Origin of the sequence: Natronobacterium gregoryi SP2, assembly GCF_000230715.2 — an archaeon.
In the GTDB taxonomy this organism is placed as follows: Archaea; Halobacteriota; Halobacteria; order Halobacteriales; family Natrialbaceae; genus Natronobacterium; species Natronobacterium gregoryi.
This window is the reverse complement of record NC_019792.1, coordinates 3,649,524-3,672,792: the sequence shown is the minus strand read 5'-3', so window position 1 is coordinate 3,672,792 and position 23,269 is coordinate 3,649,524. Positions and strand designations below refer to the sequence as shown.

Sequence of the window (23,269 nt, the reverse complement as noted above, 5' to 3'; positions counted from 1 at the left end):
GGTAGTCCCGCTCGCGTCAGAACGTGCGGGCCATCAGCACTTCGTCGACGTGCTCGCCGTCGATCGTGTAGTGGTTCTTCCGGATTCCTTCGGTGTGCCACCCGTGGTCCTCGAGGAATGCAAGCGCGACGTCGTTGCTCGCCGGCACGCTGTTGTACAGTTTCCGGTAGCCGTTCGCGTCGGCCCACTCGACCCCGCGAGTGAGAAGTCGGCTCCCGAGGCCGCGGTTCCGGTACTTCTCGCGGACGCCGACGGTGAGCTGTGCGGTCTCGCGGAGCTTCTCCCCGTGGGGGAGATCTAGGTGTGTCCACCCGACGACCCCACCATCGAGCGTGGCGACGAAGAACACCCGCGACTCGACGGTGTTGTGCCGCGACACCGACTCGTCGTATAGCAACTGTTCGGCCACTGTCTCGGCGACGACGTAGGTTTCGTCGTCGGTTACGTCCCGGATCGCCTCCACGACGCTCTCGAAGTCGTCCTGACGTGCCGGACGGATCGTGAACGTCTCGCCCTCGGCCTCGTACTCTTCGATCGAGCCGACGTCCAGTGCGACCGTGATCGTCCCACCATCTTCCTCGAGGTAGCCTTTCGTCTTGAGGTCCTCGAGGGCGTCCTCGAAGTGGCCGACGGGAACCGAGGCGGCATCGCGAACGCGGTGTCTGGCAGCGGTGCCGTGACGCTCGACGTACTGGTAGATTGCCTTGGTCGCGTCGTCATCGAACGTTGGTCGCTCGGGTACGCGCATACGGAGTCTGTCGGGCGACACGGGCATAGGTCTTGGTGTTAGTTACCATTTGACATTCCGGCTGGCGTCGACCGAAACACGGCCATCGCCATCGTCACCCGACCGCTTTGTCGCGAGGTCTCGTTGTACTGTCGTACCACTGCAAATCAGTGAACACCCGATCGCACGACAACTGTGCGACTGGTGTGTAAATCGTTTCAGGTGTTCCGATCGCCGATAGCACCGACGCGGCTTCGCGGTCCGTCGCCGGGAACTGCCCGACCGGTGCTGTCCACCGGATCACTCGGGGTCCTGTCCGATCACCCTGCCAGCGTTTGCAGGAATCCTGGGTTGCTAAGTGTCCCCGTCCCCGAGAGTGGCGTAATGAACGGCAACCGCTTCGGTCGCCTCTTCCAGGTGACCACGTTCGGCGAGAGCCACGGCGAGGCGATGGGCTGTACTGTCTCGGGCTGTCCCGCCGGTCTCGAGCTCTCGGAGGAAGACATCCAGGCTGACCTCGACCGCCGGAAACCGGGGCAGTCGATGATCACCACGAGCCGCGGCGAACCCGACGATGTCTCGATCAAATCGGGCATCCAGGACGGCTACACCACGGGGACGCCGATCGGAATGGTCATCCAGAACAAGGACGCTCGCTCGGAGAAGTACGAACCGTTCATCACCGCGCCACGACCGAGCCACGGCGATTTCACCTACTCGGCAAAGTTCGGCACGCGCAACTGGGGCGGCGGCGGCCGCTCGTCGGCTCGTGAGACGGTCAACTGGGTCGCTGCAGGCGCGATTGCGAAGCAGCTCCTGGCCCACGCCGGAATCGAACTCAAAGCCCACGTCAACCAGATCGACGACATCGCGGCCCCGGAGGTGAGCTTCGAGCAACTCAACGAACACAGTGAGGCGAACGACGTCCGCTGTGCCCATCCCGAGACCGCCGAACGAATGCAAGCGCGCATCGAGGAGTACCAGCAGGAAGGAGACTCGATCGGCGGCTCGATCTACTTCGAAGCACGGGGGGCCCCGCCGGGACTCGGTGCGCCGCGGTTCGACTCCCTTTCGGCGCGACTCGGGCAGGCGATGATGTCGGTACCGGCGACGACGGCCTTCGAGTTCGGCCTCGGACGCGAGGCCCGCGAGTACACGGGCTCCGAGCGCAACGACGACTGGGAGTTCGATTCGGAGGGGAACCCGACCCCCGTCGAGAACGACCACGGCGGCATCCAGGGCGGCATCTCGAGCGGAGAACCGATCTACGGCGAGGTTACCCTCCACGCGCCGACGTCGATTCCCAAGAGCCAACAGACCGCAGACTGGGAAACCGGCGAGCTAAAAGATGAACAGGTCATCGGCCGCCACGATCCCGTCCTGCCGCCCCGCGGCGTTCCCGTCGTCGAGGCGATGCTCGCGCTGACGCTGGTGGACTTCATGCTGCTGTCGGGCCGGATCAACCCCGATCGTCTCGACGATCGACCTGGTGAGTACGATACGGACTACCACCCGAGCAATCCGCGGAACGAGTGATAGGATTGCTGTAATATCACGCTGTGGTGAAACAGTCGCGCCCTGCCTCTTGCAGAGACTCATACGGATTACTGTAACGATTTACCGGCGCAACCGCCGCCCGGGTCGCGGTTGTGCCGGAAATGACTTACAGTAAACCGTATCAGCGGACTACCGAATTGTTGTCAGAAGAAGTTTATGGCACTCATGTCACATGTCTATCATCCATAATGGTACTATAAAGTATTAATTAATCTAATAAAGAGTATCTAATGACCGAACACTCACGAGAGAATCGACGACTCTGGAACGAGTGGAGCGACGACTTCCAGGCCGTCTGGAACGCTGATACGGGCAACGGGGAACTGCCACCGACGCCGTCCCCGTTCGAATCAGATGCCCCCGGTGGTCGTCAGCCCGAAATTCTCACTTCAGTCGAGGGGAAAGAGTATGTCGAGTTAGGCTGCGGTGGTGGTCAAGGAACTGTCGGAACCGCCGAACTAGGGGCTGAAACCGTCGTCGGCGTTGATTTCTCCGGGGAACAACTCCGACACGCGAGACAACTACGGGAGTTTTGCGGCGTCGACGTTCAGTTCGTGACGGGTGACGTGACGGATCTCCCACTCGCCGACGACAGGTTCGATATAGCGTCCTCCGAATGGGCGTTCCAGATGGTCGCACACCTCGACGAGGCACTCGACGAAGCTCACCGTGTCCTTCGGGATAGCGGTGTTTTCGTCCTCAGCGCCCCGCATCCGGTCTATGAAACCCTCGATACGGACAAAGGAACCGTTGATGGGAACTATTTCGATACCGGTCCTCGGAAGATTACAATCGACGAGGATTACGAATCGACGTTGACTGTCTTTGACCGTACGGTCGCCGATCTCCACAACGGTCTCGTTGACGCCGGATTTGAGGTTCGACGGATCATCGAACATAGACAGCGCGAGGTTGAGGAGAACCAGCCGTCGGAAACTGATCTACCCGAGATACTATGGAACGTACCAAAGAGCGTTCGGTTCTGGGCAGTCGCAGAGTGAACCAGACTCTGGAAAAGCAATGACTGGTAGCTCACTTTTCGATATTCGCCACGCGTCTCTTGGTAGCTATCAGGGTATCAATTGCTGCGCCGGAACCTACGTGATCTGTACTGAGCGATTACCCGTTCGTAGATGACTCGGATTACATGCCGCATTTGCTCTGTGTGTTCAGCAGAACTTCACCGAACTACCGAATTACTGTCAAGAGTGAACTGCTGAATATGGGTACAGCACGGGACTGGAGTTTGTTTTCACGCCGATCAGGGAAATGATGTAAACGAAAAGTGGCGCGATTCCCCGCCCTTCCGAAAACCGCAGACCTTCTAGTAGAGTATCCCACATTAATTTCCAGAATGGCACCTTAGATTCTTTCTGACAGATACGTAGGGTTTTTCTCGTTCAGAAAATCTGATAGTGTATTTAAGCAGCTGTCGTGTATTGGTCGAGTATGAGCGCAATTGGTTCGGTATCGACCGCAGCGTCAGTTCTTCGACGAAACCCCACGATCCTGCTCGTTGGGGTGCTTTTCGTGGCCCTCAGTGAAGTGACAATCCTGCTGGATGTGTACGTGGGCCCGATGGCCCAGTTGCTCGCCTATCCGCTTTCGTTTCTCGTCACGCCGTTCCTGCTCGGCGGCATCATCACGCTGATCGACGAAGGACTCGATGGATCGACGCAACTCGGGTCGTTTGTTCGTGGCGGTAAGGAGAACTACGTCTCGATGCTCGGTGCAACGGTGCTGTTTGGGCTGATCGTAATCGGAGCGTCGGTCGTGAGCGGAATCCTGCTGGTGATCGTCGGCGTCGGGACGGCTGCCGGCGGCGGCGGGGCACTCGGCATAGGAATTGGTGTCGTCTTCCTGTCCGTGTCCATGACGCTTTTGATGATGTTCCTCCAGTTCTACGACGCCGCGATCGTCGTCAGCGACGCCCAGGCAATCGAATCGATCCCCCACAGCGTCCGGCTCGTCTGGAACAATTTTATAAGCGTCGTCGGCTTCTCGATCGTCTTCTTCGTGAGCCAGCTAATCGGCCAGGGGCCAGGGATAGCACTCTTTCTCTCGGCCGTCGAAGTCACCGAAACCGGCGAGACCGTGATCGCCTCCGAATCGACGCTGTATCTCTCGATCGCGGTGACGATCGTTCTCGGGACGGTCATGCTAGCGTACGCCTACACCTACTTCATAACCTACTACCGGAGCATTCTCGAAGACGAGTCCCCGTCCAGCAGCGTCACAGCAGACTGAGACAGTTTCCTGTCGCCAATTACCGCCGCTCGCCGGAACGGGATACGGGAGCGGCGAGCGGCGGGAACTAGTGACAGCAATCCGTACGAGACGGATGCCTGTCAGTCAGTTCCGGTCCGCGACCGAAGTGAAACGAGTACACCGGGGCGTCGGTACAGCAATCCGTCTGCAGCCACCACGGCCCTTCCGCAGCCAGCGTAACGCCTAACTCGAGTATTCTCGTTGGGGGCGTATGGAGGACTTCCACGTCCACTCCAACTACTCCGACGGCGAGTTCCTCGAGGGGATGGTCCGGGCCGCCGAGGCCGCCGGCCTCGAGGGGATCGGCTTCGCAGACCACTGCAACGTCGCGCCGCGGGATCGCATGGAGTGGGTTCGCAGCGTCTACGGGTTCAACCTGGACATCACGTACGACCGCCGCCGACGGGCCATCGAGCACGTGCGAGCGGAAACGTCGATCGACGTCTACGACGCCGTCGAGATGGACTACGATCCACGCGACGAAGCCGAAATCCGCGAGTTTCTCGCGGAGGCCGAGTTCGACTACGCCGTCGGTAGTGTCCACGAGGTCGCCGGGGCGAACGTGCAGGTCTCCTCGCAGTTCACCGATCGCCCGGAGGCCGAACGCGACCGCATCGTCGAGGAGTACTTCGATCGGCTTGTCTCCCTGATCGAGTCGGAACTGTTCGATATCGCCGCACACGTCGACCTCGTCGAACGCACCAAACCGCTTCGCGGGCGGGCGACCGAAAACCACTACGAACGCGTCGCCCACGCACTCGCCGAGTCCCAGACAGTCCCCGAGATCAACGCTGGCCGAGCACTGACCGACGACGGGATCGTCCACCCCGCCGAGACGTTCCTCGAGACCCTGCGCGACCACGACATCGCCGTCACCGTCGGCACCGACTCCCACGCCCCCGACGAGATCGGCGGGCGGGCCGACTTCCTCGAGGCGTTTTTCGACGACTGGGGGCTCGAGCCGGTCGATCCCCCGGCGCTCGAGTAACTCCGACTAGTTGGCTTTGGTGAGATTCTTAGTCAGTGATTGGCTACAGAAGTTGTGCTGAATACGGAATAGATGCACCACAGCGGCATCGATTGTTTCGTTCCCAGTTCACTACCTCAGCCAGCCAGTACATCTGTGCACTTACCGAATACGAAGCAGGATTATCAGACCTGCTACTGGAAGTAGGAAGGCGGGCAAAATTCCTCCGAGAAGTAGCAATTCCAGAGGGAGAAAAAAGATCAGCAGTAGTACAAGGTTGGTAATCAAAAGTGTGATAATCAGATTGAGTCGGAAGATGACTGGGTTCTCGTTCATTATCTCGTATTTCGACCGACTCTCGAATATGTTTCTTGTGGGTTGACTACGTGACCTGTATCGAGTGACCTCTAAGCTCGTACATCGAGTCGAATCCCGCGGAATAGTCGCGCTGTGAGTTCAGTACGCCTCGCTCAGTCTGTCCAGTGGCTGGTAGAAAGCGAGTGCAACATCCAGGGGCTAATCCAATATGTATGCCCAGGTGACATCCTCCTCGCCGTTTACGGTGAGGAGGAGGTCACCTGATACGGACTGCTGTATCGATGTCCCCGCGTGACTGCAGGAGCTTGCGGTCGCGCCGGAACTGACTGACAGCAAACCGTATGAGTCGATGAGAACGACGCGCCACCGTCGCCGGAGTGACGGAGAAAGCGGGAATCGATCGGTCGACCGGTGTGAGCGGTCAGCTACAATTCAGTGCCGGCGCACCTGCGGTCCGGGACCGTGGTTGCGCCATCACCGACGGTTGCAGTTCGTCTCATACGGACTGTTGTCTCGATGTCCCGGCACGACCGCAAGAGCGCGCGGTCGCGCCGGCACTGACTGACAGCAAACCGTCTCACTCGTCTTCTTCGACGACTTCGGGATCGCTCATCGCGCTCTGGAGACTATCGAGTCCGTTGATCCACTCGGTGACGAGGCCGTACTCGAGGTCTTCTGCGACCTGCATGTCGAGTTTGTCGCCATCGATGATGAGCGTGCCAGCCTGTGCGGCGTAGCCGAGTGCAGCATCCAGATCTTCCTCGGTCTCGGCGTCGGCCGCAGCCCCGAGATAGTCGCCGACGCTCCCATCTTCGGCGGGGCCGTCTGCGACGTACTCCTCGGCAGCAAAGAAGACACAGACGAGACTCGTCTGGACGCCGTCGACGAGGATGAGTTTCTCCTCGTCGTCGATGTCGACTTCCCCGAGGACGATCTCACGAACGTCTGCGATTTCGGCGAGTGCCTCGTCTTCCTCGAGTTCCCCGTCGTCGTAGGCGGCGACGATCTTCGCGATCGCGATCGCCGTGTCGTCTTGCAGGTTGAGCAGCAAGCGCGCCGAGTCTTCGTCTTCCGGATCGATGTCTTCGTCCTCGATGCGATCGATCCAGTTCTGCCAACGCTCCTCCGAGTAGAACTCAGTCGGGGGATTGCTCATACAGACACCTACACCGGCCGCTTGAAATGCCTTTCTCTACACTGAGGTAAAGTTACCTTCGCCGAAAGAGTGCTGAACGCCGCTATACGGAGTTAGAACGCCGATCGAGGGATTTCTCTGTGTCGATCCCGTAGACGAGTTTCGGCGTCTCGACGTGGGCGTTCCGGACGGCGTCCTCGTTGCCTTTCTCGAGCAGCCAGCGGACCCTACGAGGGACGGTCTTTGGCCCCAGGACAGCCCCTGGCCGGTCCGGGTCGTCGACGTAGTCGGTCTCCATCAGGAACGGCTCGCCGCGTTTGGCTGCCCGCTCGAGTCGGTCTTTCTCACTCATGACGCTCGGCGTGGGGCCCTCGAGACGGCCAGCGGCGTAGTGTTTGACGACCTGGTGGTGTTCCATGCCGGCTTCTTCGGCCCAGTCGGCGACGCCGGAGAGTTCCTCGCTGGCTTCCGTGTGTAACTGCACCGCACAGTCGAGATCGCCGCCGTGTCCGAAGGCGTGGCGCATGACTGCGTTGGAGGCGTCCCAGACGGCGTCGTCGACCTCGTAGTGGGGACGACCGGACTTCAGCGCGAGCGCCCGGCCGTCTGCGACGTACTCCGCGGCGACGTCGATCCCGGCCTGCATGATCTCGCGGGCCTCGTCGGGACTGTAGCCTCGATCGTCGACGAGCCGCGAGATCAGCCCCGGATGGACGCCAAGGACGGGCCAGGCACGCCCCTCGAGTACGTCCGACGCCTGCTCGACGATTTTGATCGTCTGTTCGAAGACCGGCCGGAAGTCCTCGCCATCGTCGGCCTCGACGCCGAGGTACCAGGAGGGTTTGTTGACCACGAGAAGGTGGGTCCCTCCCAGTCGAGCGAAGTCCTCGACCGCGTCGATCCCACGGTGGTTGTCCGGATCGATGTGCAGGTGGTTGTCGAGTACCGGCGTCTCGTCGTCGATCATGTCCAACTGTCGGGCGTCCCCGGCCGAAAACCCTCCGACTCGACTGTCGTGACACGTCGCGGCCGGTGTCGCCGACTCGCGCCCGCCGATAGCTGTGAACCGCGAACAACGCTGTTTTCGACTCACCCGACGCTGTACTGCGATTCGGCGGCGACAAATTTATGTGCTAAAGGCGATTACGTCGAGTTAGTACCAGCATGACTCTCGAGCAATTCACCGACAAAGACGGCCAACTGGCCCGTCGGTACGAGTACGACGACGGCGCGGTGCTCGCGGTCGATTTCGGTTCCCAGCGCGAGGACGCCGCCGTCGATGTCGTCGACTGCACCGTCATTGTCGTCGTCGGAGACGAGCAGTACGAGATCGATCTCCCCGAGAGTGCAGACGACGCGAACACGTTTATCAAAAACGGGGTCCTCACTGTCGAACTGGAGGGCGATCTATGAAACTTACCGTCAAACCACTCAAACAGAAAGACGCCGGGCGCGGACTAGCCGCGATCGATCGCGTCTCGATGCGCGAACTCGACCTCGAGAACGGCGACTACGTCGTAATAAGCGGTAGCGGTGACGGTCAGGCCGTCGCCCGCGTCTGGCCAGGCTATCCCGAAGACGAGGGCCGGGGGATCGTCCGGATCGACGGCCGCCTGCGCCAGGAGGCCGGCGTCGGGATTGACGACAGCGTCACGATCGAGAAAGCAGACGTCAAACCCGCCAAATCCGTCACAGTTGCGCTTCCGCAAAACCTCCGCATTCGTGGCGATATCGGCCCGCTCGTCCGCGACAAGCTCTCCGGACAGGCCGTCACCGAGGGCCAGACTGTCCCGTTCTCGCTTTCGTTCGGCCCGATGGCCAGCTCCGGGCAGTCGGTGCCGCTGAAGATCGCGAGTACCTCGCCGGATGGTACCGTCGTCATCACCGACTCGACGAACATCGAGATGTCCGAGACGCCGGCCGAACAGGTCGGTGCTGCCGGCGACGCCTCCGCGGAGGGCGTCCCCAACGTCACCTACGAGGACATCGGCGGTCTAGACGACGAACTCGACCAAGTCCGGGAGATGATCGAACTCCCGATGCGTCACCCCGAACTCTTCCAGCAACTCGGCATCGAGCCGCCCAAGGGTGTCTTGCTACACGGCCCACCCGGCACCGGGAAGACACTGATGGCGAAAGCCGTCGCCAACGAGATCGACGCCCACTTCGAGACGATCTCCGGCCCGGAGATCATGTCTAAGTACTACGGCGAAAGCGAGGAGCAACTCCGCGAAGTCTTCGAAGAGGCCGAAGAGAACGCTCCTGCGATCATCTTCATCGACGAACTCGACTCCATCGCCGCCAAACGCGAGGAAGCCGGCGGCGACGTCGAACGACGCGTCGTCGCACAACTGCTCAGCCTGATGGACGGCCTCGAGGAACGCGGCCGCGTCACCGTCATCGCCGCGACCAACCGTCTCGACGACATCGACCCCGCACTCCGGCGTGGCGGCCGGTTCGACCGCGAGATCGAAATCGGTGTCCCGGACAAGGAAGGCCGTAAGGAGATCCTGCAGGTCCACACTCGCGGGATGCCCCTCGAAGAGTCCGTCGATCTCGAGCACTACGCTACCAACACGCACGGGTTCGTCGGGGCCGACCTCGAGAGCCTCGCCCGCGAAGGCGCGATGAACGCCCTGCGTCGAATCCGCCCCGACCTCGACCTCGAGTCCCAGGAGATCGACGCCGACGTCCTCGAGTCGCTGCAGGTCACCGAAGACGACTTTAAGGAGGCACTCAAGGGCATCCAGCCCTCTGCGATGCGGGAGGTCTTCGTCGAAGTGCCCGACGTCACCTGGAACGATGTCGGCGGGCTCGACGACACCAAAGAACGGCTGCGCGAGACGATCCAGTGGCCGCTGGACTACCCCCAGGTCTTCGAGCAGATGGACATGGAGGCCGCGAAGGGCGTCCTCATGTACGGTCCCCCGGGGACCGGAAAGACGTTGCTCGCCAAAGCAGTGGCAAACGAGGCCCAGTCGAACTTCATCTCGATCAAAGGCCCGGAACTGCTGAACAAGTACGTCGGCGAGTCCGAGAAAGGCGTCCGCGAAATCTTCGAGAAGGCACGGTCGAACGCGCCGACCGTGATCTTCTTCGACGAAATCGATTCGATCGCGGGCGAACGCGGCCGCGGCCAGACCGACTCCGGCGTCGGCGAACGCGTCGTCTCCCAGCTACTGACAGAACTGGACGGCCTCGAGGAACTGGAAGACGTCGTCGTCGTCGCGACGACGAACCGTCCCGACCTGATCGACTCTGCACTGTTACGTCCCGGCCGACTGGACCGTCACGTCCACGTCCCGGTTCCGGACGAGGACGCCCGCAAGAAGATCTTCGAGGTCCACACCCGCGACAAGCCACTCGCCGAGGCAGTCGACCTCGACTGGCTCGCTGCCGAGACAGAAGGCTACGTCGGAGCCGACATCGAAGCCGTCTGCCGCGAGGCTTCGATGGCCGCTAGCCGCGAGTTCATCACCTCCGTCGACCCCGAAGAGATCGGTGACACGGTCGACAACGTCCGCATCAGCAAGGAACACTTCGAGAACGCGCTCGAGGAAGTCGGTCCGAGCGTGACTGCCGAAACGCGCGAACGCTACGAGGAGATCGAAGAGGAGTTCCAGCGAGTCGAACCTGCCGAGGAGGAACAGCTCGGGCGGACGTTCCAGTAAGCCCGCCGCGAGTCGACGGCCGGTCGCGACAAACGGACCACCGCCCGTCAGTTCCAGTACGACCGTGGCCCGTCCGGCGGTTGGGTCGGCACGTCGCTGCATCACTTCGTCTCGTCGAACGTAACGGCGTCGGCAGCCTCGGCACCGTCGAACGCTGCTGTGCGTTGACGACGTTCACCGTCTTCGTCCGATCGGCCGCCAACCCGAGCGGGTCGCTCGAAAAAACAGCTACTCGAGTGGTTCTGCCGCTTCCTGCTCGACCAACGGATCGGCGTTCTGTTCGGGCAGGGTGACGATGTCGTCGGTCGAGAGCGTGTACTCGCGGTCGTCGACGCCGAGGATCGGGCCAACGTCGCGCGTGATGCGGACGGTGACGCGGTCGACATCGGCGTCATCGATGGAACCGTCCGACTCTTGTCTCGACTCCGTCTCGTCGGTTTCGCCGTCGGAATCAGCCACGTCGTCGATCGGGTCTGGTTCCCCACCCATGACGTCCGCGGCCGAGACGCCGCCTGCAGGGTCCGGCGCGTCCTCGCTCTCGAGTGCGGGCTCCGGCGGCTCCTGTGGCGGTGCCGGCGGTGCGTCGTCTTCGGGACGGGCGGACGACACGTCGGTCGACAGCTCGGACGACGGCCGAGTCGAGTCGACAGACCGCGGTTTCTCGGTGTCCGTGTCGACTTGCGCTTCCTCGAGCACGTCGAGCACACGACCTTTGTTCGACTCGATGCGGTCGACGAGGTCCGCAAAGAGATCGGCTTCCTCGGCGGTGAGGCCCTCGTCGTCTGCTGCCATCCCGGCCGCGGCGAGGCTGGCCTGCTTGACGAGTTTCCCCATCCGTCGCTCGTAGATCGCCTCGACGACGTCTTTGGCCGTCTCGATCTCGTCAGTGAGGCGGCTTACTTCGGGCGAAGAGAACGGATCGTCGGCGCGCTCGGCGACCTGGTCCCGTTCCGCCTCCAGGTCGGCGATGTACTCGCCGACCTCCTGGTAGAACGAGGGGCGCAGGTTCTGGAGGCTGTCTTTCTGGCGCTCCTTGCTTTGGACCGAGCGCAGTTCGTCTAGGTTCATTCTTTCTCCTTTTCGGCCCTGCCACGGGTCATCAGGAAGACGGCAACGTGCTCCGGGAGTGACTGGTCTCCTTCAGGGACTGTAAAGCTATCTCCTCCGAGCTCCACCTCGCCGCCGTCGGTGACATCGACCGTGATCTCCTGTCCCTCGAACGTTTCCGGGACCGCGTCGACGAGCGGATCGAAGTCCCCGAGCTCGTCGCGCTCGAGACGAACCGTCTTCAGTCCGCTGCCGCCGTGGAGACTGCCCGGCAGCCTGATGAGTCGGTTCGTGTCGGTGGTGACGGGTTCGTCGATTGGCGCGTTGTCCCGTTCGACGGCTTTCGAGGCGAAGCGTTCGGCCAGTTGAGCGACGGCAGTGTGGACCGTGACGTTGCCCGCCTCGAGCCCTTCGCGGTTGTTCCGGGCGGCATTGAGGGTGGCCTGTGCTTTCCCTTCGCCGATGCCGTCGAACTCCTGGAGACGGTCGAGAGCGTCGGCCTCGTCCATCTCGAGTAACCCGTCGACGAACGCCATGAAGTGGTCGTGGGTGCGACGACCCCACCCGCCCTCGATCTGCAGCGTTCGGCGCTCGGTTGGTGTCTTCCGGCCGATGCCCGCGACGGTCTCGGTCTCGATCAGTTCCTCGAAGTCCAGCCCGATACCGCGAACGTAGTCGACGATTTCGCGGCGGTGCTCTCGCTCGAGGTGACGGATGTCGTCGTCGCGGACGTGAACGTGGTAGCCCCGGCCGCCCGAGAAGACGATTTCCATCTCCTCGAAGGCGAAGTCGTCCTCGAGGAAATCGAGCAGTCGGAGGAGCGCGTCTTTACACGTTGCGAGCATCTCGGCGTAGGAGTCCTCGCCGAGAGTCACGTTCGGCAAGTGGTCGGCGTCTAGGTCGAAGACGAGGTCGGCCGACTGCCAGTCTTTCTCGTTCATCGACCCGGCACCGGGGTCACGAAAGCGGCCGGCCGAGAAGTAGACGTGGCGTGGCCGCTTACGGACGAGAAAATCGGTGAGATTCCCTAACTCGAGCAGCGAACGATGGCGGACCATGGTCGTATCGGGCCCCTCGGTCCAGGGGATGTACCCCCACTCGCGTTCGTTGGCTGCGGGCGGTGGCGTAAGCTCTGTCCGTCGATAGTAGTCGCGGAACCGCCCTCGAAGATACGCCCTCGTTCGCTCCTCCATACGCCTCGAGTAATCGTGGATGGGAGCGTATAACCCTGCCGAAACTGCCGGTCGTCGTGTGTCGGTATCGTGCGAACGCGTCTCGGTCGCCGTCGCCGTCGCCGTCAGCGACAGTGACCAGGATCGCCGGAACCGCAGCCTTTAGTCGGACCGATCCGCTGGATCGACCATGAGTTACCCGCAGTTCGCGTCGCTCGCACAACTTCGCGAGCGCCTCGAGGAGCAGTCGTTCGATCGGCCGCCGGCGATCGTCGCCAACGCCCACATCACGGGAGTGAGCGTCGCCCGCGCGCTCGCCGTCCACGACGTGCCGGTCATCGCCCTAGATCGGGTCGGCAACGGGGTCGCGCCGCCTTCCGAGGCCGTCGTCGCCGCCGGCAAAGTAACTTTCCCACTCGACGATCCCGACGGGTTCCGTGAGGACATCGAATCGGTCACCGACGTACTAGCTCACGAGCCAGTCGCCTTCCCCTGCATGGACGAGTGGGTCCACGCGTTCGCTGAGACCGAACCCGACGCCGTCCGACTCCCCTTTGCGGAACGGGACGTGATCGCCGACATCCTCGACAAGGAGTCGCTGTACGCGACCGCCGAAGCACTCGGCGTTCCCTACCCCGAAACCTACCGGCTCTCCGAGATCGACCCCGACGACGCCGCCGACCGACTCGGCTTCCCTCTCGTGGTCAAACCCGCACGCAAGCGCGAGTTCGAGGAACTGCTCGGGACGAACGTCGTCGAAGTCGCCGACCGCGAGGAGTTCCGCGAGGTCGTCGTCGAGGCCCAAGACGCCGGTGTCCGAGTGGTGGCCCAGGAGAAGGTCCCCGTCGCTCTGGGAGAAGACCGGTCGTTCGCGTCCTACGTCTCGCCTGACGGGGACGTGACCAGCGTCGTCGGCAACGCCCGCGTCCGGTATCCGCAGGGCTACGGCAGCTCCTGTGTCGTCGACCGCGTCGAGGACCCCGAACTCGTGGCCCGCGCCCGCTCGGTACTCGAGGACAGCGGCTACCACGGGATCAGCGAGGCAGAATTTGTCTACGATAGCGACCGCGAGGAATACGTCCTGCTCGACGTCAACACCCGTCCCTGGAAGTGGATCTCGATGCCCGTCGAGACCGGCTCGAACCTGCCGTACGCTGCCTACGCCGACGCCGTCGGACTCGAGTACGACCCCGACGAGAACCGGGACGCCCGCTGGCTCTCCCTCCCCGACTACCTCTCCTTGCTCGCGCGTTCGCCGTCGTTCCCCGACGTGCTCTCGACCGACGAGTGGACCGCCCTACTGTCCGGCGACTTCGAGTCGTCTCGCGGGCTGACGACGGGCGTCTATCGTCCGTCCGATCCCGGCCCGGCGCTGCAGGCACTCGAGACGGAGTTCGGTGACCCGGACTACTACTGTTCTTGTTGATCGGGCGTCCGCGAGCCGAGATACAGCGCGACGAAGCCTGGTGGCGGCCAAGCTTGAACTGCGGGGTCGAGCCAGTCTCAGACGGTTTACTGTAAGTCATTTCCGGCACAACTGCGACCCGGGCGGCGGTTGCACCGGTAAATCGTTACAGTAATCCGTATCAGACGATCGAGTTCGACACAGCAGTTGGCGCTTGGACCGATACTACTCCACAAAACTGTCGAACAGATCGTCGACGAGACGGTTCCCTGCGAGCACTGTCGGAGTCCACAGGACGAGACGTCTCTGCTGGTGACGATTCTGCGACGCGGGATCGTCAGGAACCGACCAGGTCGTCGAACGAGTAGCGACTTCCGCGAGAAACAAGAGACACGTTCGGTACGTCTCTATCGTCGTATCAAGTCCGATATCCGATCGGCAATCCCGACGCCGGAGCCGAGTTTCAGGTAGTAGGCGTCGCCGCCGTCCTCGTAGTAGTCGTCGATTCGCCGTTTGATCTCGAACCCGAGGTGTTCGTAGAACTGGAGGGCGTTCTCGTTGCTCGTCCGGGCGTGACAGGTAATCGAATCGTGGTCGTCGGCAACTCGAGCGACCAGTCGCTTGCCGATTCCCTCTCCTCTGTACTCGGGTGCGACTGCGAGAAAGAGGATGTAGCCGTCGCGTCGAACGGCTGCGAACCCGACGAGGTCGTCGTTTACGACGTAACAGTGGACCTTCGAGCGGCGGTAGGCGTCGGTAAAAAACTCGTGGCGCTGTTTGAGAACCCCCTCCTGGCTACTGATCCGTTCTTTGAGCTGCCAGGCTGCGTCGACGTAGTCGTCGCTCCCCGGCACGACGACTCGACTGTCGATGTTGACGCTCACTACCACACCCTAACATCGTCGCCAATATAATTCCTCCGGGAGCAGGTCCGCGGCTGTGTCGGCTGAACTAACCGATTCGAGTTCTCGTGGGGTCGATTCGACAGAAATACAGGCGCGTGGCTCTGGGTCGGACGGAAGTCTTCGATTTCCGTGGCGAGGAACGCCGTCGCCGTCTCGAACCAGTGTCCGGTTTCCTGTAGTCAATTACCGCCGGTCGACAGAACGAGGTCGGCGCTCGGCGGTAACTAGTAGCGTCCCAAGTCTACTCTGACTAGTGCGCTCTACTCCTGATCGAGAATCGCGATCGGTTTGGGTCAACTCTCAACTAGTCGGTCCACGTTTGGGACGGTACTAGTACTCCGCCAAGCGTCGACTGCTGAGTGAACCCAGACGACCGCATTCGGTTTCACTCATCCGTTCGGGCTTGCCAAAGCACTAGTGGCGGGCCAAGCCTGAACTGACGGGTCGAATCGAGCGACACCGCCAGATTCGACCCGTCAGTCGACGGTTGGGACGGTACTAGTGTCCCAGTCTCCCGGTGCAACCGCGAACTCGACACGGTTACACCGGGAACGAATTTCAGGAAACCGATAAATCGAAAAGAGTCGACCCCGTCTAGAACTACCGTTCCCCGAGCGGAACGAACGCCTCGTCTTCGGGACCGACGTACCGTCCACGCGGGCGAATGAGACGGTTATCCTCCTGGTACTCGAGGACGTGAGCGATCCAGCCGCCGACGCGACTCATCGCGAAGATCGGCGTATACATGTCGGTCGGGAGGCCCAGCTGGTAGTAGACCGACCCGGAGTAGAAATCAACGTTCGGGGCGATTCCATCCTCGACCAGATTCTTCTCCTCGGTGAGGTACGTTTCGATCGTCGTCGTGATGTCGTACCACTTGTCGTCGCCGTTCTCGGCGAGTTCCTTGCTGCGTTCGTGGAGGATGTGTGCACGCGGGTCCTTGACGTTGTAGACGCGGTGACCGAAACCAGGGATGCGTCTGCCTGCGTCGGTGGCTTCCTCAACCCACTCGAGTGGGTCTTTGTCGCTCTCGTTGATCTCTATTAGCACGTCCACGACGTCCTGGTTCGCACCACCGTGAAGCGGGCCGGAGAGTGCGGCGATGCCGCCGGTGACGGAACTGTAGATATCGGCCATCGTCGAGCCGATGACCATCGAGGTAAACGTCGAAGCGTTGAGTCCGTGATCGGCATGCAGGATAAGCGCCTGATCGAAGGTTTCGGCTGCGACGTCGTCCGGCCGTTCCCCGGTCAGCATGTAGAGGAAGTTGGGAGCCAGTCCCAGATTGGGGTCGGGATCGACAGGCGCTTCGCCGAGCCGATAGCGCTCGAACGCTGCGAGTGCCGTCGGGATCTTGGCGGTGATGCGCCGGCCTTTGCGAAGCGTCGCCTCGAGGTCGTCGGGGTCGGCGCCGGCGTCGGGATCGTGAGCCGAGAACATCGAGACTGCGGTTCGGAGCGCGGCCATCGGCTGTTCGCCGGTGTCGGCGAGTCGCTCCATGGTTGCGAGTACGTCTTCGGAGACTTCGCGTTCGGTCGCTATCGCCTCGGAAAACTCCGCGAGTTCGGTTTCAGTCGGGAGCTCACCGTGCCAGAGGAGATAGAGTACTTCTTCGTAGCTCGTCTCTCTGGCGAGTTCCTCGATCGGGTACCCTCGGTAGATCAGGCGGCCCTCGTCACCGTCGATCGAGCTCAGTTCGGACTCTGCGACCAGAACACCTTCCAGCCCTTTCCGAAGATCGGTTGCCATGATTTCATATTTTCGTCGGCAATGGAAAAACATTACCGTTTCCCCCTGTTTGAGGGTGCTATTCAGAATCGTCGGTTTCGGCAGCGGGCGTAATTCTGTCCTCGTGTCTCGACTATACTGTCCGACCGTAGCTGAGACCGTTTGTATATCGAAGCAGGCACGATGCCACGCTGTTTACCGCGTAGATGACGCCGTCTTCAGGGCAACTGGTTACTGTTCGAACGCTCGCTCCGAATTTCTCTCCTAAAGGTTAACTGACAGGCCGCTTCACGTGGGTGAAGAATCGGTCGGAACGCAACGGATTCCAAACTATCTTTCGGAGCCCGTTCGAAAATCGGAGAGCTTCGCTCGATAACGAGAGTCCTCGTCTCTCGGACGACAGTTTCTAAAAAAGCAATCGGTGACCGCACGGTCGAAAACCGTGTGTCTGTGCCGACTGCTGCTACTGCCGGACAAAACAATGCACACACCGATCGCACTCGAGACGCCGTCGCGGAACGCGACAGCGTCGAAACGTGATCGGGTGTGCAGTGGCCCATACGGATTGCTCACCCACTGTCCCGGTGCGACCGCGACCCGAAGCGGTTGCACCGAAAACGAGTTCCAGGAAACCGCCACACAGTAGCGACTGTTCGCACAGTCGTCTCTGCGGCGATATCGAGCCGCCGAATCAGTCCTCGACGATCGACTCGAGTAGTTTCGTCTGTGCGGCAGCCAGATGTTCGGTAAACGTCGATCGGGCGACGCCGAGTTCTTCGGCGACGTCGGTCGCGTTCGCTCCTTTCGGATACTCGAAGTAACCCATCTCGTGGGCAGTCTCGAGGATCTCTCGCTGTCGATCAGTCAGTCTCTCGCGGTCGACGATGACCGGGTCGCCCGGCGTTTCCTCGTCTTTGGTCAGGTCCTCGACAAGAACGCCGTCGAACTCGTCTCTGAGTTCACCGACGATACCGGAGATATCCTCGAGTTCTAGCGCGTGAAAAGAGAGGAGAAGTGCGCCGTCCTGTGCTCGAACCGACGAGAGTGGCGTTCCGGTCGCTTCGACGACTTCACACGCACAACTCCCGTTGTTTTCGAACTCGAAGCGGTAGCGTTCCTCGCGGTCGGTAGACTGGACGGGCATCAGGTCGACGTCGGTGCCGAGATCGCCGTTCTCGAGTTCGCCGAGTGAAGCGTTCGCGCCGATCTCGAACTCTTCGACCATGACGTTTCCGCCAGCGGGTTCGGTTCCGTTTCCGTTCGTTCGAGGGGTGGGTTTCGTTCTGGTTACGGAGTCGATCGATTCTTGCGTGCTTGCCGAGATGTTAGCAACGGGACAGTCAGCGGGGTCCCGGACAACGACAGTTGCTCGAAAGCCGGTCATATATGATTCTATGGTCCTGTTCTAATAACCCACCGTCGTAATTCCCGCCGTCTGGAAACACCCGAAGGTGTTCTCTTTTAGTCCGGTTCAGTTCACTGGCCGAGTTTCTCCCGGCTGACCCGGACGCCAGTCGGGGTGATGATCATCTGGTCGTCGCCTTTCCTGACGATGTCGCCGTCGACTTCCTCGGCGACCTGGCGTAACTCGTCGACGATATGTTCGACGGTACTATCTTCGGTCCGGAGGCGGGTGACGTCCGCGATGACGATGTCGCCGTCGTAGACGGCGTCTTTGATGTCGATCGCGTCGGCTTGACCGCTGATCTCTGCGATGTGGACCTGCATCGTCGCAGCTGCCGACTCAGCCGCAACGTCGTCGAGATCCAGTTCGACGTACTCCTCGGCGTTCCGTGACTGGTCGCCGCCGAGAATTTTACTCATCAGTCCCATTGCCGGTATCCATCACCGCCGCCAGTATAGTTCTTACGTCAGACGGACCGTCACGGTAACCGACCGATCGGCCCAGCACCGATGACATCGTGATCTGGCTAGTGACGTCTCGTTTCCTGCTCGTGCGTGTCGCTGCGATTCCACGCATCGTATCAGGCGGTTTGCTGTCAGTCATTTCCGGTGATCGCTCGAACGAGACAGCGATCACCGGTAAAACGTTACGACGATCCGTATCAGTGGCTTCCCCGAGCAACCGCACGTCAGAAGCGCCGACGGTGGAAACCGAAGACCACGAGTCTCACCTCGACGACGGGCAGGTGAGTAGAGTCACCAGCGCGAATGTGGTCGGACTCGAGACTGGCGACAGCGCCGACTGGATCGATCGAGCCGGGAGGAACCGCCCCCTGGGAGCAGGTCACCGGCCCAGACCGGACGAGCGTCCCGTTCCGTAGCGACTGTGGCAATCGATTTCTCATCTCCAGTGTTCTCTGTTCTAATTACGTGTGGTATGTTTCAATAGAAGAATATCGTGATAATTTTAATGTCGGTCGATGTCGACCCCTAGCTCGGTGTATGGTGTCACGGCACATGGCTCGTGCCGAGGCGGGACTCGAGCTGACCGCGTCTGGAACGCCATACACCACTTGTAACCATGTCAGACAACGACGTTACCCGTCGTCGCTTGCTCCGCGGCACTGCCGTGGGTGCGGCAACGACGGGCGTGGCAGGCACGGCTATCGCACAGGGGCCACCCGAGCGAAAGGTGGTCGGACTCACCGCAGACACACCCTTCGGGCCAGTTCGCCAGGCTGCCGACGAGGTCCATCATGAACTGGACTTCGATCGGACCGGCAAGGTACTCGTCGGAAGGTTCCCAGAGGAAGCAATCGAGGGGCTCGAGCGAAATCCACACGTCCGGTACGTCGAGGACGAGCAGAGAGCGTACGCGTTACAGACGGTACCGTGGGGTGTCGACCGCGTCGGTGCCGACGTCCTTCACGACGAAGACGAAACCGGTTCCGGCGGTTCGATCGCAATCGTCGACACCGGCGTCCAGGTCGATCACGAGAGTCTGACCGTCGACGGTGGTGAGGCGTTCGGTACGTCCTGTACCGGCTGTGAAGAACCCTACGGCGACGACAACGGCCACGGCACCCACTGTGCCGGAACGGCAGTCGCTCCCGACAACGACGTCGGCGTCGTCGGCGTCGCACTCGAGTCGGAGCTCTATGCAGTGAAGGTATTGAACAGCTGGGGTAGCGGTACCTTCAGCGACGTCGCAGCGGGCGTCGAGTGGGCCGCAGACCAGGGGATCGACGTCATCTCGCTGTCGCTCGGCGGTGACAGCCCCCAGCAGGCGCTCGAGGACGCCTGCCAGTATGCGGTCGATCAGGGATCGCTGGTCGTCGCCGCGGCGGGCAACGATGGCTGCTGTGACAGCGTCGGCTATCCGGCGGCGTACGACACTGTCGTCGCGGTTTCCTCGACGAACGACGACGACGACATCTCGTCGTTTTCCTCGCGGGGCCCGGAAGTCGACATCGCCGCACCGGGCAGCGCCATCTACTCGACCTACACCGACAACGGATACAACACGCTGTCGGGGACGTCGATGGCGTGCCCACACGTCGCCGGTGCAGCGGCTCACCTGATGGGCGACGACCAGAGCAACACCGAGGCACGCGAGCAACTGTTCGACACCGCCGAAGACATCGACCTCGACGACAACGAACAGGGGAACGGCTTGCTCGACGCCCAGGAAGCGGTGCTCGGAGACACCGACCCGCCGGAGCCAGGACTCTCCGTCTCGACGGATTCGGCGACGGGCGTCAGTGACACGACCGCGACGCTCAACGGAACGCTGACGGAATTCGCTGACGCCGACAGCGTCGAGGTCTACTTCGAGTGGGGCGAGGCTGGCGGCAACCTCCCGAACGAGACGACGCCCCAGACGCTCACCGAGACCGGCTCGTTCGACGACGACCTCGCCGGACTCTCCGAGGGAACCGACTACGAGTTCCGTGCCGTCGCCGAAGCCGACGACGACGCGGATACCGGGCTCACACAGTCGTTCACGACCGATAGTGAAGGTGGCTGTTTCATCACGACTGCGACGGCGGGCGAAGGAAAAACGCTGAACTCCCTGCGTCGCTTCCGGGACGACTCCATGTCCGCGACGCCAATCGGTCGCGGACTGGTCGACCTCTACTATCGCATCAGCCCACCGATCGCGACGACACTCGAACGCCACCCCGAGAGTCGAACTGTCCGGGCAGTCCGTGCGATCGTCGACCGGTGTGGCTCGCTCTCGGACGAACAGGCCGCAACCGACTCGCGGACAAAGAGCGCCTCCCTCGGCGTCGCTCTCACGACACTGTACGTCGTCGGCATCCTGGTCGGTGCCGGCGGTCACGCCGGAATCCGTCTCCGGGAACTGCTCGAGTAGTCGGCGACGAACTGTCCGCAATATCGACTTTTTTACTCGCAGACTGTCTGTCCTCGCACATGACGTTCAGCATCTGCGCTCACGAGAGCTACGAGACGCCGGCCGGCGACTCTCACCGGCGGTTCGGGGTCGCGGTGACAACCCGCCTGCCGGGGGTCGGAACGCTCTGTCCGTTCGTCAGCGAGAACGGGGCCGTCGCTACCCAGAGCCTGGTCAACGTCGACCTCGGGCGACGCGGCATCGAGTACATCGACGACGGGCTGACCGTCGAAGACGCTCTCGAGGCACTGCTCAACGCAGACGAGGGCGCGCCCCAGCGCCAGTTGCACGGCGTCGACGCCGACGGGACGTTCGCCTTCTCGGGCGGGGAGTGTGGCGACTGGTTCGGCCACCGCGAAGGCGAACGTGTCACCGTCGCCGGCAATCTGCTCACCGGTGAAGACGTTATCGAGGCGACGATGGAGGCCTACGAAGCGACCGCAGTCCACGAGACCACCGATCCTGCCACGGGACCGAACGCGGCCAGACTGGACGACGAAGACGATCCACAACCGCTCGCAAAGCGGCTTATCGACGCGTTGGCGGCCGGCCACGTCGAGGGTGGAGACAAACGCGAGGAGCTTCCCGTCCAGAGCGCCGCGGTCGTCGTCGAGTCGACCGAAACCCACGCTATGACACCGCCGTACAACGATCTTCGGGTCGACGCAACGGAGACACCAATCGCGGATCTACGGGGAGCCTACGACCTCGCGATGGCGGGATACGAGACGACCCTCGAGAAGTACGAGGAAGCGTACGAAGCGGACTCCCTCGCCGAGACCGGGTGACTAGCCGAGCCACTGTCGCCATCGACGGCGCAACCGCGAGCCGTTTGCGGTCGTGCCAGAAATCCCTACAGAAACCACCTCAGCCGGTAAACTCGTACAGCTCGTCGCCGACGTGGTGTAGCGAGTCGACGACTTTCCCCTCGTCGCCAGCCATCTCCGCGCCGTCGACGCGGGCGCGGCCGACCGCGAGCACCTTCCCGTGGGACTCTTCGGCAACGACGACCAGGTCGTCCGCGGCGATATCCTCGCTCGCTTCCGTGATCCCGGGCCGCATCACGTCCGCACCGTCGCTAACGAACGATATCGCACCCGCGTCGACAGTCACCAGTCGCCTGCCGAGATCGTAGGCGTTCGCGCCCCGCACCGTCAGGAACAGTTCGTCGTCGAAGGACGCGACCTGTGGCTCCCCGTCGATCAAGACGACCTCCCAGTCGGTGTCCTCGAACTCGACGCGCTCGTAGGCGTCGCCGTCCGGCGAGACGCCCAGTTTCTCCTCAAGGCCGTCCTCGAGATCCGAGACGGCGTCACTCCGGAGGTGATGTCGGGATTTGACGTCCATGTCGATGGCTTCTACCGTCCCGGTCCATTTAAGCGTTCGATTTCCGTCGCTTTACACCGCCGATTCCTGGATGGCCGTCCGGTCGCCGGAACGCATACCCCGACTCGAGACGTACCGGGCGGTATGGAATCGGTTATGCAACGCCGTCCGGATCTCTCGACCCGCGATCTACTGGTCGCACTCGCGTTCGTCGTCGGCGTCAACGCACTCGGTTCGTCCCCGGCGTTTCTGTTTCGTTCCGATACCGGTTGGATCGATCGCCCGTGGTTCTTCCCGCCGGAGGTTCTCTTTCCGATCGTTTGGACGCTGCTGTTTACCCTGCTGGGGGTCGCGCTCTTTCTCGTCGTCCGGCACGGTCGGGGCCGCGACGTGACGATCGCGGTCGCCACGTTCGCCGTCCAGTTCGCACTGAACCTCGCCTGGACGCCGGCCTTCTTCGGGCTCCAGCGGCCGGATCTCGGACTGGCGGTGATCGTCCCACTGTGGCTTGCGATCGTCGGAACCATCGTCGCCTTCGATCGCGTCGATCGGCTCGCGGCCACCCTGCTAGTCCCGTATCTCGTCTGGGTGTCGTTCGCGGCCGTGCTGAACTACGCGATCTACGCCGGCGGCTGACCGACCGACGACGCCTCGCCGAGGGGTTACTCGTACTGTTTACTGGCACTCGTTTCCGGTACACCCACGATCCAAAGCGGTTGCACTAG

The 23,269-nt window shown here is 61.9% G+C and carries 20 protein-coding genes; 10 read left to right on the top strand and 10 right to left on the bottom strand.

Features of this window, described 5'->3' with window-relative positions:
• Window positions 1–16: 16 nt before the first annotated feature.
• The gene (locus tag NATGR_RS18035) at window positions 17–748 is read right to left on the bottom strand and encodes a GNAT family N-acetyltransferase (protein WP_005580320.1); all 732 of its coding nucleotides are present in this window, start codon (window positions 746–748) and stop codon (window positions 17–19) included.
• A gap of 363 nt (window positions 749–1,111) precedes the next feature.
• Here NATGR_RS18035 and aroC point away from each other — a divergent pair, with 363 nt between their 5' ends.
• The 4 genes from aroC to NATGR_RS18015 all read left to right on the top strand — a co-directional run bounded on the left by aroC (window position 1,112) and on the right by NATGR_RS18015 (window position 5,540).
• Window positions 1,112–2,263 carry a chorismate synthase gene (gene aroC, locus NATGR_RS18030; RefSeq protein WP_005580319.1) on the top strand — a complete coding sequence of 384 codons (1,152 nt, stop codon included), beginning with the start codon at window positions 1,112–1,114 and terminating at the stop codon, window positions 2,261–2,263.
• 251 nt (window positions 2,264–2,514) lie between these two features.
• A complete protein-coding gene (locus NATGR_RS18025) occupies window positions 2,515–3,285 on the top strand; it encodes a class I SAM-dependent methyltransferase (protein WP_005580318.1) in 771 nt (256 codons plus the stop codon).
• Window positions 3,286–3,733: 448 nt separating this feature from the next.
• Window positions 3,734–4,531, top strand: a complete 798-nt coding sequence (locus tag NATGR_RS18020; RefSeq protein WP_005580317.1) for a DUF7847 domain-containing protein — start codon at window positions 3,734–3,736, stop codon at window positions 4,529–4,531.
• 232 nt (window positions 4,532–4,763) lie between these two features.
• Entirely contained in the window at window positions 4,764–5,540 is a 777-nt protein-coding gene (locus NATGR_RS18015) for a PHP domain-containing protein (RefSeq protein ID WP_005580316.1), read from the top strand.
• Between the two features lie 874 nt (window positions 5,541–6,414).
• On the opposite strand, the gene NATGR_RS18010 is transcribed toward NATGR_RS18015, so the two are convergent.
• Both NATGR_RS18010 and NATGR_RS18005 read right to left on the bottom strand, forming a co-directional pair.
• Complete coding sequence (locus NATGR_RS18010; RefSeq protein WP_005580314.1) at window positions 6,415–6,993, bottom strand: DUF2150 family protein; 579 nt, start codon at window positions 6,991–6,993, stop codon at window positions 6,415–6,417.
• An 82-nt stretch (window positions 6,994–7,075) separates the two neighbouring features.
• The gene (locus NATGR_RS18005; protein ID WP_015233903.1) at window positions 7,076–7,939 is read right to left on the bottom strand and encodes a TatD family hydrolase; all 864 of its coding nucleotides are present in this window, start codon (window positions 7,937–7,939) and stop codon (window positions 7,076–7,078) included.
• 197 nt (window positions 7,940–8,136) lie between these two features.
• Here NATGR_RS18005 and NATGR_RS18000 point away from each other — a divergent pair, with 197 nt between their 5' ends.
• A complete protein-coding gene (locus NATGR_RS18000) occupies window positions 8,137–8,385 on the top strand; it encodes a DUF7127 family protein (RefSeq protein WP_005580312.1) in 249 nt (82 codons plus the stop codon).
• Window positions 8,382–10,643 carry a CDC48 family AAA ATPase gene (locus NATGR_RS17995; RefSeq protein ID WP_005580311.1) on the top strand — a complete coding sequence of 754 codons (2,262 nt, stop codon included), beginning with the start codon at window positions 8,382–8,384 and terminating at the stop codon, window positions 10,641–10,643. Before NATGR_RS18000 ends, NATGR_RS17995 begins: the two co-directional genes overlap by 4 nt.
• A 228-nt stretch (window positions 10,644–10,871) precedes the next feature.
• Here the strand turns inward: NATGR_RS17995 and NATGR_RS17990 are convergent, their stop codons facing one another.
• Both NATGR_RS17990 and priS read right to left on the bottom strand, forming a co-directional pair.
• The gene (locus NATGR_RS17990) at window positions 10,872–11,711 is read right to left on the bottom strand and encodes a hypothetical protein (RefSeq protein WP_005580309.1); all 840 of its coding nucleotides are present in this window, start codon (window positions 11,709–11,711) and stop codon (window positions 10,872–10,874) included.
• Window positions 11,708–12,883, bottom strand: a complete 1,176-nt coding sequence (gene priS, locus NATGR_RS17985; RefSeq protein ID WP_005580308.1) for a DNA primase small subunit PriS — start codon at window positions 12,881–12,883, stop codon at window positions 11,708–11,710. The genes NATGR_RS17990 and priS overlap by 4 nt, the downstream gene beginning before the upstream one ends.
• A gap of 169 nt (window positions 12,884–13,052) precedes the next feature.
• Between priS and NATGR_RS17980 the strand changes: the two genes are divergently transcribed.
• A complete protein-coding gene (locus tag NATGR_RS17980; protein ID WP_005580307.1) occupies window positions 13,053–14,288 on the top strand; it encodes a carboxylate--amine ligase in 1,236 nt (411 codons plus the stop codon).
• A 386-nt stretch (window positions 14,289–14,674) separates the two neighbouring features.
• On the opposite strand, the gene NATGR_RS17975 is transcribed toward NATGR_RS17980, so the two are convergent.
• The 4 genes from NATGR_RS17975 to NATGR_RS17960 form a co-directional block, all read right to left on the bottom strand.
• Window positions 14,675–15,151: a GNAT family N-acetyltransferase gene (locus NATGR_RS17975; RefSeq protein ID WP_005580306.1), complete on the bottom strand. Its 477-nt coding sequence runs from the start codon at window positions 15,149–15,151 to the stop codon at window positions 14,675–14,677.
• Between the two features lie 621 nt (window positions 15,152–15,772).
• Window positions 15,773–16,921, bottom strand: coding sequence for a citrate synthase (citZ, locus tag NATGR_RS17970; RefSeq protein ID WP_005580305.1), 1,149 nt, complete (start codon window positions 16,919–16,921; stop codon window positions 15,773–15,775).
• 670 nt (window positions 16,922–17,591) lie between these two features.
• On the bottom strand, window positions 17,592–18,284 hold the full coding sequence (locus NATGR_RS17965; RefSeq protein WP_005580304.1) for a helix-turn-helix domain-containing protein: 693 nt from the start codon (window positions 18,282–18,284) through the stop codon (window positions 17,592–17,594).
• A gap of 92 nt (window positions 18,285–18,376) precedes the next feature.
• On the bottom strand, window positions 18,377–18,733 hold the full coding sequence (locus NATGR_RS17960; RefSeq protein ID WP_005580303.1) for a cell division protein SepF: 357 nt from the start codon (window positions 18,731–18,733) through the stop codon (window positions 18,377–18,379).
• Window positions 18,734–19,385: 652 nt separating this feature from the next.
• Here NATGR_RS17960 and NATGR_RS17950 point away from each other — a divergent pair.
• A complete protein-coding gene (locus tag NATGR_RS17950) occupies window positions 19,386–21,179 on the top strand; it encodes a S8 family peptidase (RefSeq protein WP_005580300.1) in 1,794 nt (597 codons plus the stop codon).
• 59 nt (window positions 21,180–21,238) lie between these two features.
• A complete protein-coding gene (locus NATGR_RS17945) occupies window positions 21,239–22,006 on the top strand; it encodes a DUF1028 domain-containing protein (protein ID WP_005580297.1) in 768 nt (255 codons plus the stop codon).
• Between the two features lie 79 nt (window positions 22,007–22,085).
• Here the strand turns inward: NATGR_RS17945 and NATGR_RS17940 are convergent, their stop codons facing one another.
• Window positions 22,086–22,565, bottom strand: coding sequence for an RNA-binding protein (locus NATGR_RS17940; protein ID WP_005580296.1), 480 nt, complete (start codon window positions 22,563–22,565; stop codon window positions 22,086–22,088).
• A 123-nt stretch (window positions 22,566–22,688) separates the two neighbouring features.
• Between NATGR_RS17940 and NATGR_RS17935 the strand changes: the two genes are divergently transcribed.
• Entirely contained in the window at window positions 22,689–23,180 is a 492-nt protein-coding gene (locus tag NATGR_RS17935; protein WP_005580295.1) for a TspO/MBR family protein, read from the top strand.
• The last annotated feature ends 89 nt before the right edge of the window (window positions 23,181–23,269 follow it).

Bases quoted from the DNA above. Each gene is read 5' to 3' on its own strand.
- NATGR_RS18035 (WP_005580320.1), bottom strand. From the start codon at position 748: ATGCGCGTACCCGAGCGACCAACGTTCGATGACGACGCGACCAAGGCA.
- aroC (WP_005580319.1), top strand. From the start codon at position 1,112: ATGAACGGCAACCGCTTCGGTCGCCTCTTCCAGGTGACCACGTTCGGC.
- NATGR_RS18025 (WP_005580318.1), top strand. From the start codon at position 2,515: ATGACCGAACACTCACGAGAGAATCGACGACTCTGGAACGAGTGGAGC.
- NATGR_RS18020 (WP_005580317.1), top strand. From the start codon at position 3,734: ATGAGCGCAATTGGTTCGGTATCGACCGCAGCGTCAGTTCTTCGACGA.
- NATGR_RS18015 (WP_005580316.1), top strand. From the start codon at position 4,764: ATGGAGGACTTCCACGTCCACTCCAACTACTCCGACGGCGAGTTCCTC.
- NATGR_RS18010 (WP_005580314.1), bottom strand. From the start codon at position 6,993: ATGAGCAATCCCCCGACTGAGTTCTACTCGGAGGAGCGTTGGCAGAAC.
- NATGR_RS18005 (WP_015233903.1), bottom strand. From the start codon at position 7,939: ATGATCGACGACGAGACGCCGGTACTCGACAACCACCTGCACATCGAT.
- NATGR_RS18000 (WP_005580312.1), top strand. From the start codon at position 8,137: ATGACTCTCGAGCAATTCACCGACAAAGACGGCCAACTGGCCCGTCGG.
- NATGR_RS17995 (WP_005580311.1), top strand. From the start codon at position 8,382: ATGAAACTTACCGTCAAACCACTCAAACAGAAAGACGCCGGGCGCGGA.
- NATGR_RS17990 (WP_005580309.1), bottom strand. From the start codon at position 11,711: ATGAACCTAGACGAACTGCGCTCGGTCCAAAGCAAGGAGCGCCAGAAA.
- priS (WP_005580308.1), bottom strand. From the start codon at position 12,883: ATGGAGGAGCGAACGAGGGCGTATCTTCGAGGGCGGTTCCGCGACTAC.
- NATGR_RS17980 (WP_005580307.1), top strand. From the start codon at position 13,053: ATGAGTTACCCGCAGTTCGCGTCGCTCGCACAACTTCGCGAGCGCCTC.
- citZ (WP_005580305.1), bottom strand. From the start codon at position 16,921: ATGGCAACCGATCTTCGGAAAGGGCTGGAAGGTGTTCTGGTCGCAGAG.
- NATGR_RS17965 (WP_005580304.1), bottom strand. From the start codon at position 18,284: ATGACCGGCTTTCGAGCAACTGTCGTTGTCCGGGACCCCGCTGACTGT.
- NATGR_RS17960 (WP_005580303.1), bottom strand. From the start codon at position 18,733: ATGGGACTGATGAGTAAAATTCTCGGCGGCGACCAGTCACGGAACGCC.
- NATGR_RS17950 (WP_005580300.1), top strand. From the start codon at position 19,386: ATGTCAGACAACGACGTTACCCGTCGTCGCTTGCTCCGCGGCACTGCC.
- NATGR_RS17945 (WP_005580297.1), top strand. From the start codon at position 21,239: ATGACGTTCAGCATCTGCGCTCACGAGAGCTACGAGACGCCGGCCGGC.
- NATGR_RS17940 (WP_005580296.1), bottom strand. From the start codon at position 22,565: ATGGACGTCAAATCCCGACATCACCTCCGGAGTGACGCCGTCTCGGAT.
- NATGR_RS17935 (WP_005580295.1), top strand. From the start codon at position 22,689: ATGGAATCGGTTATGCAACGCCGTCCGGATCTCTCGACCCGCGATCTA.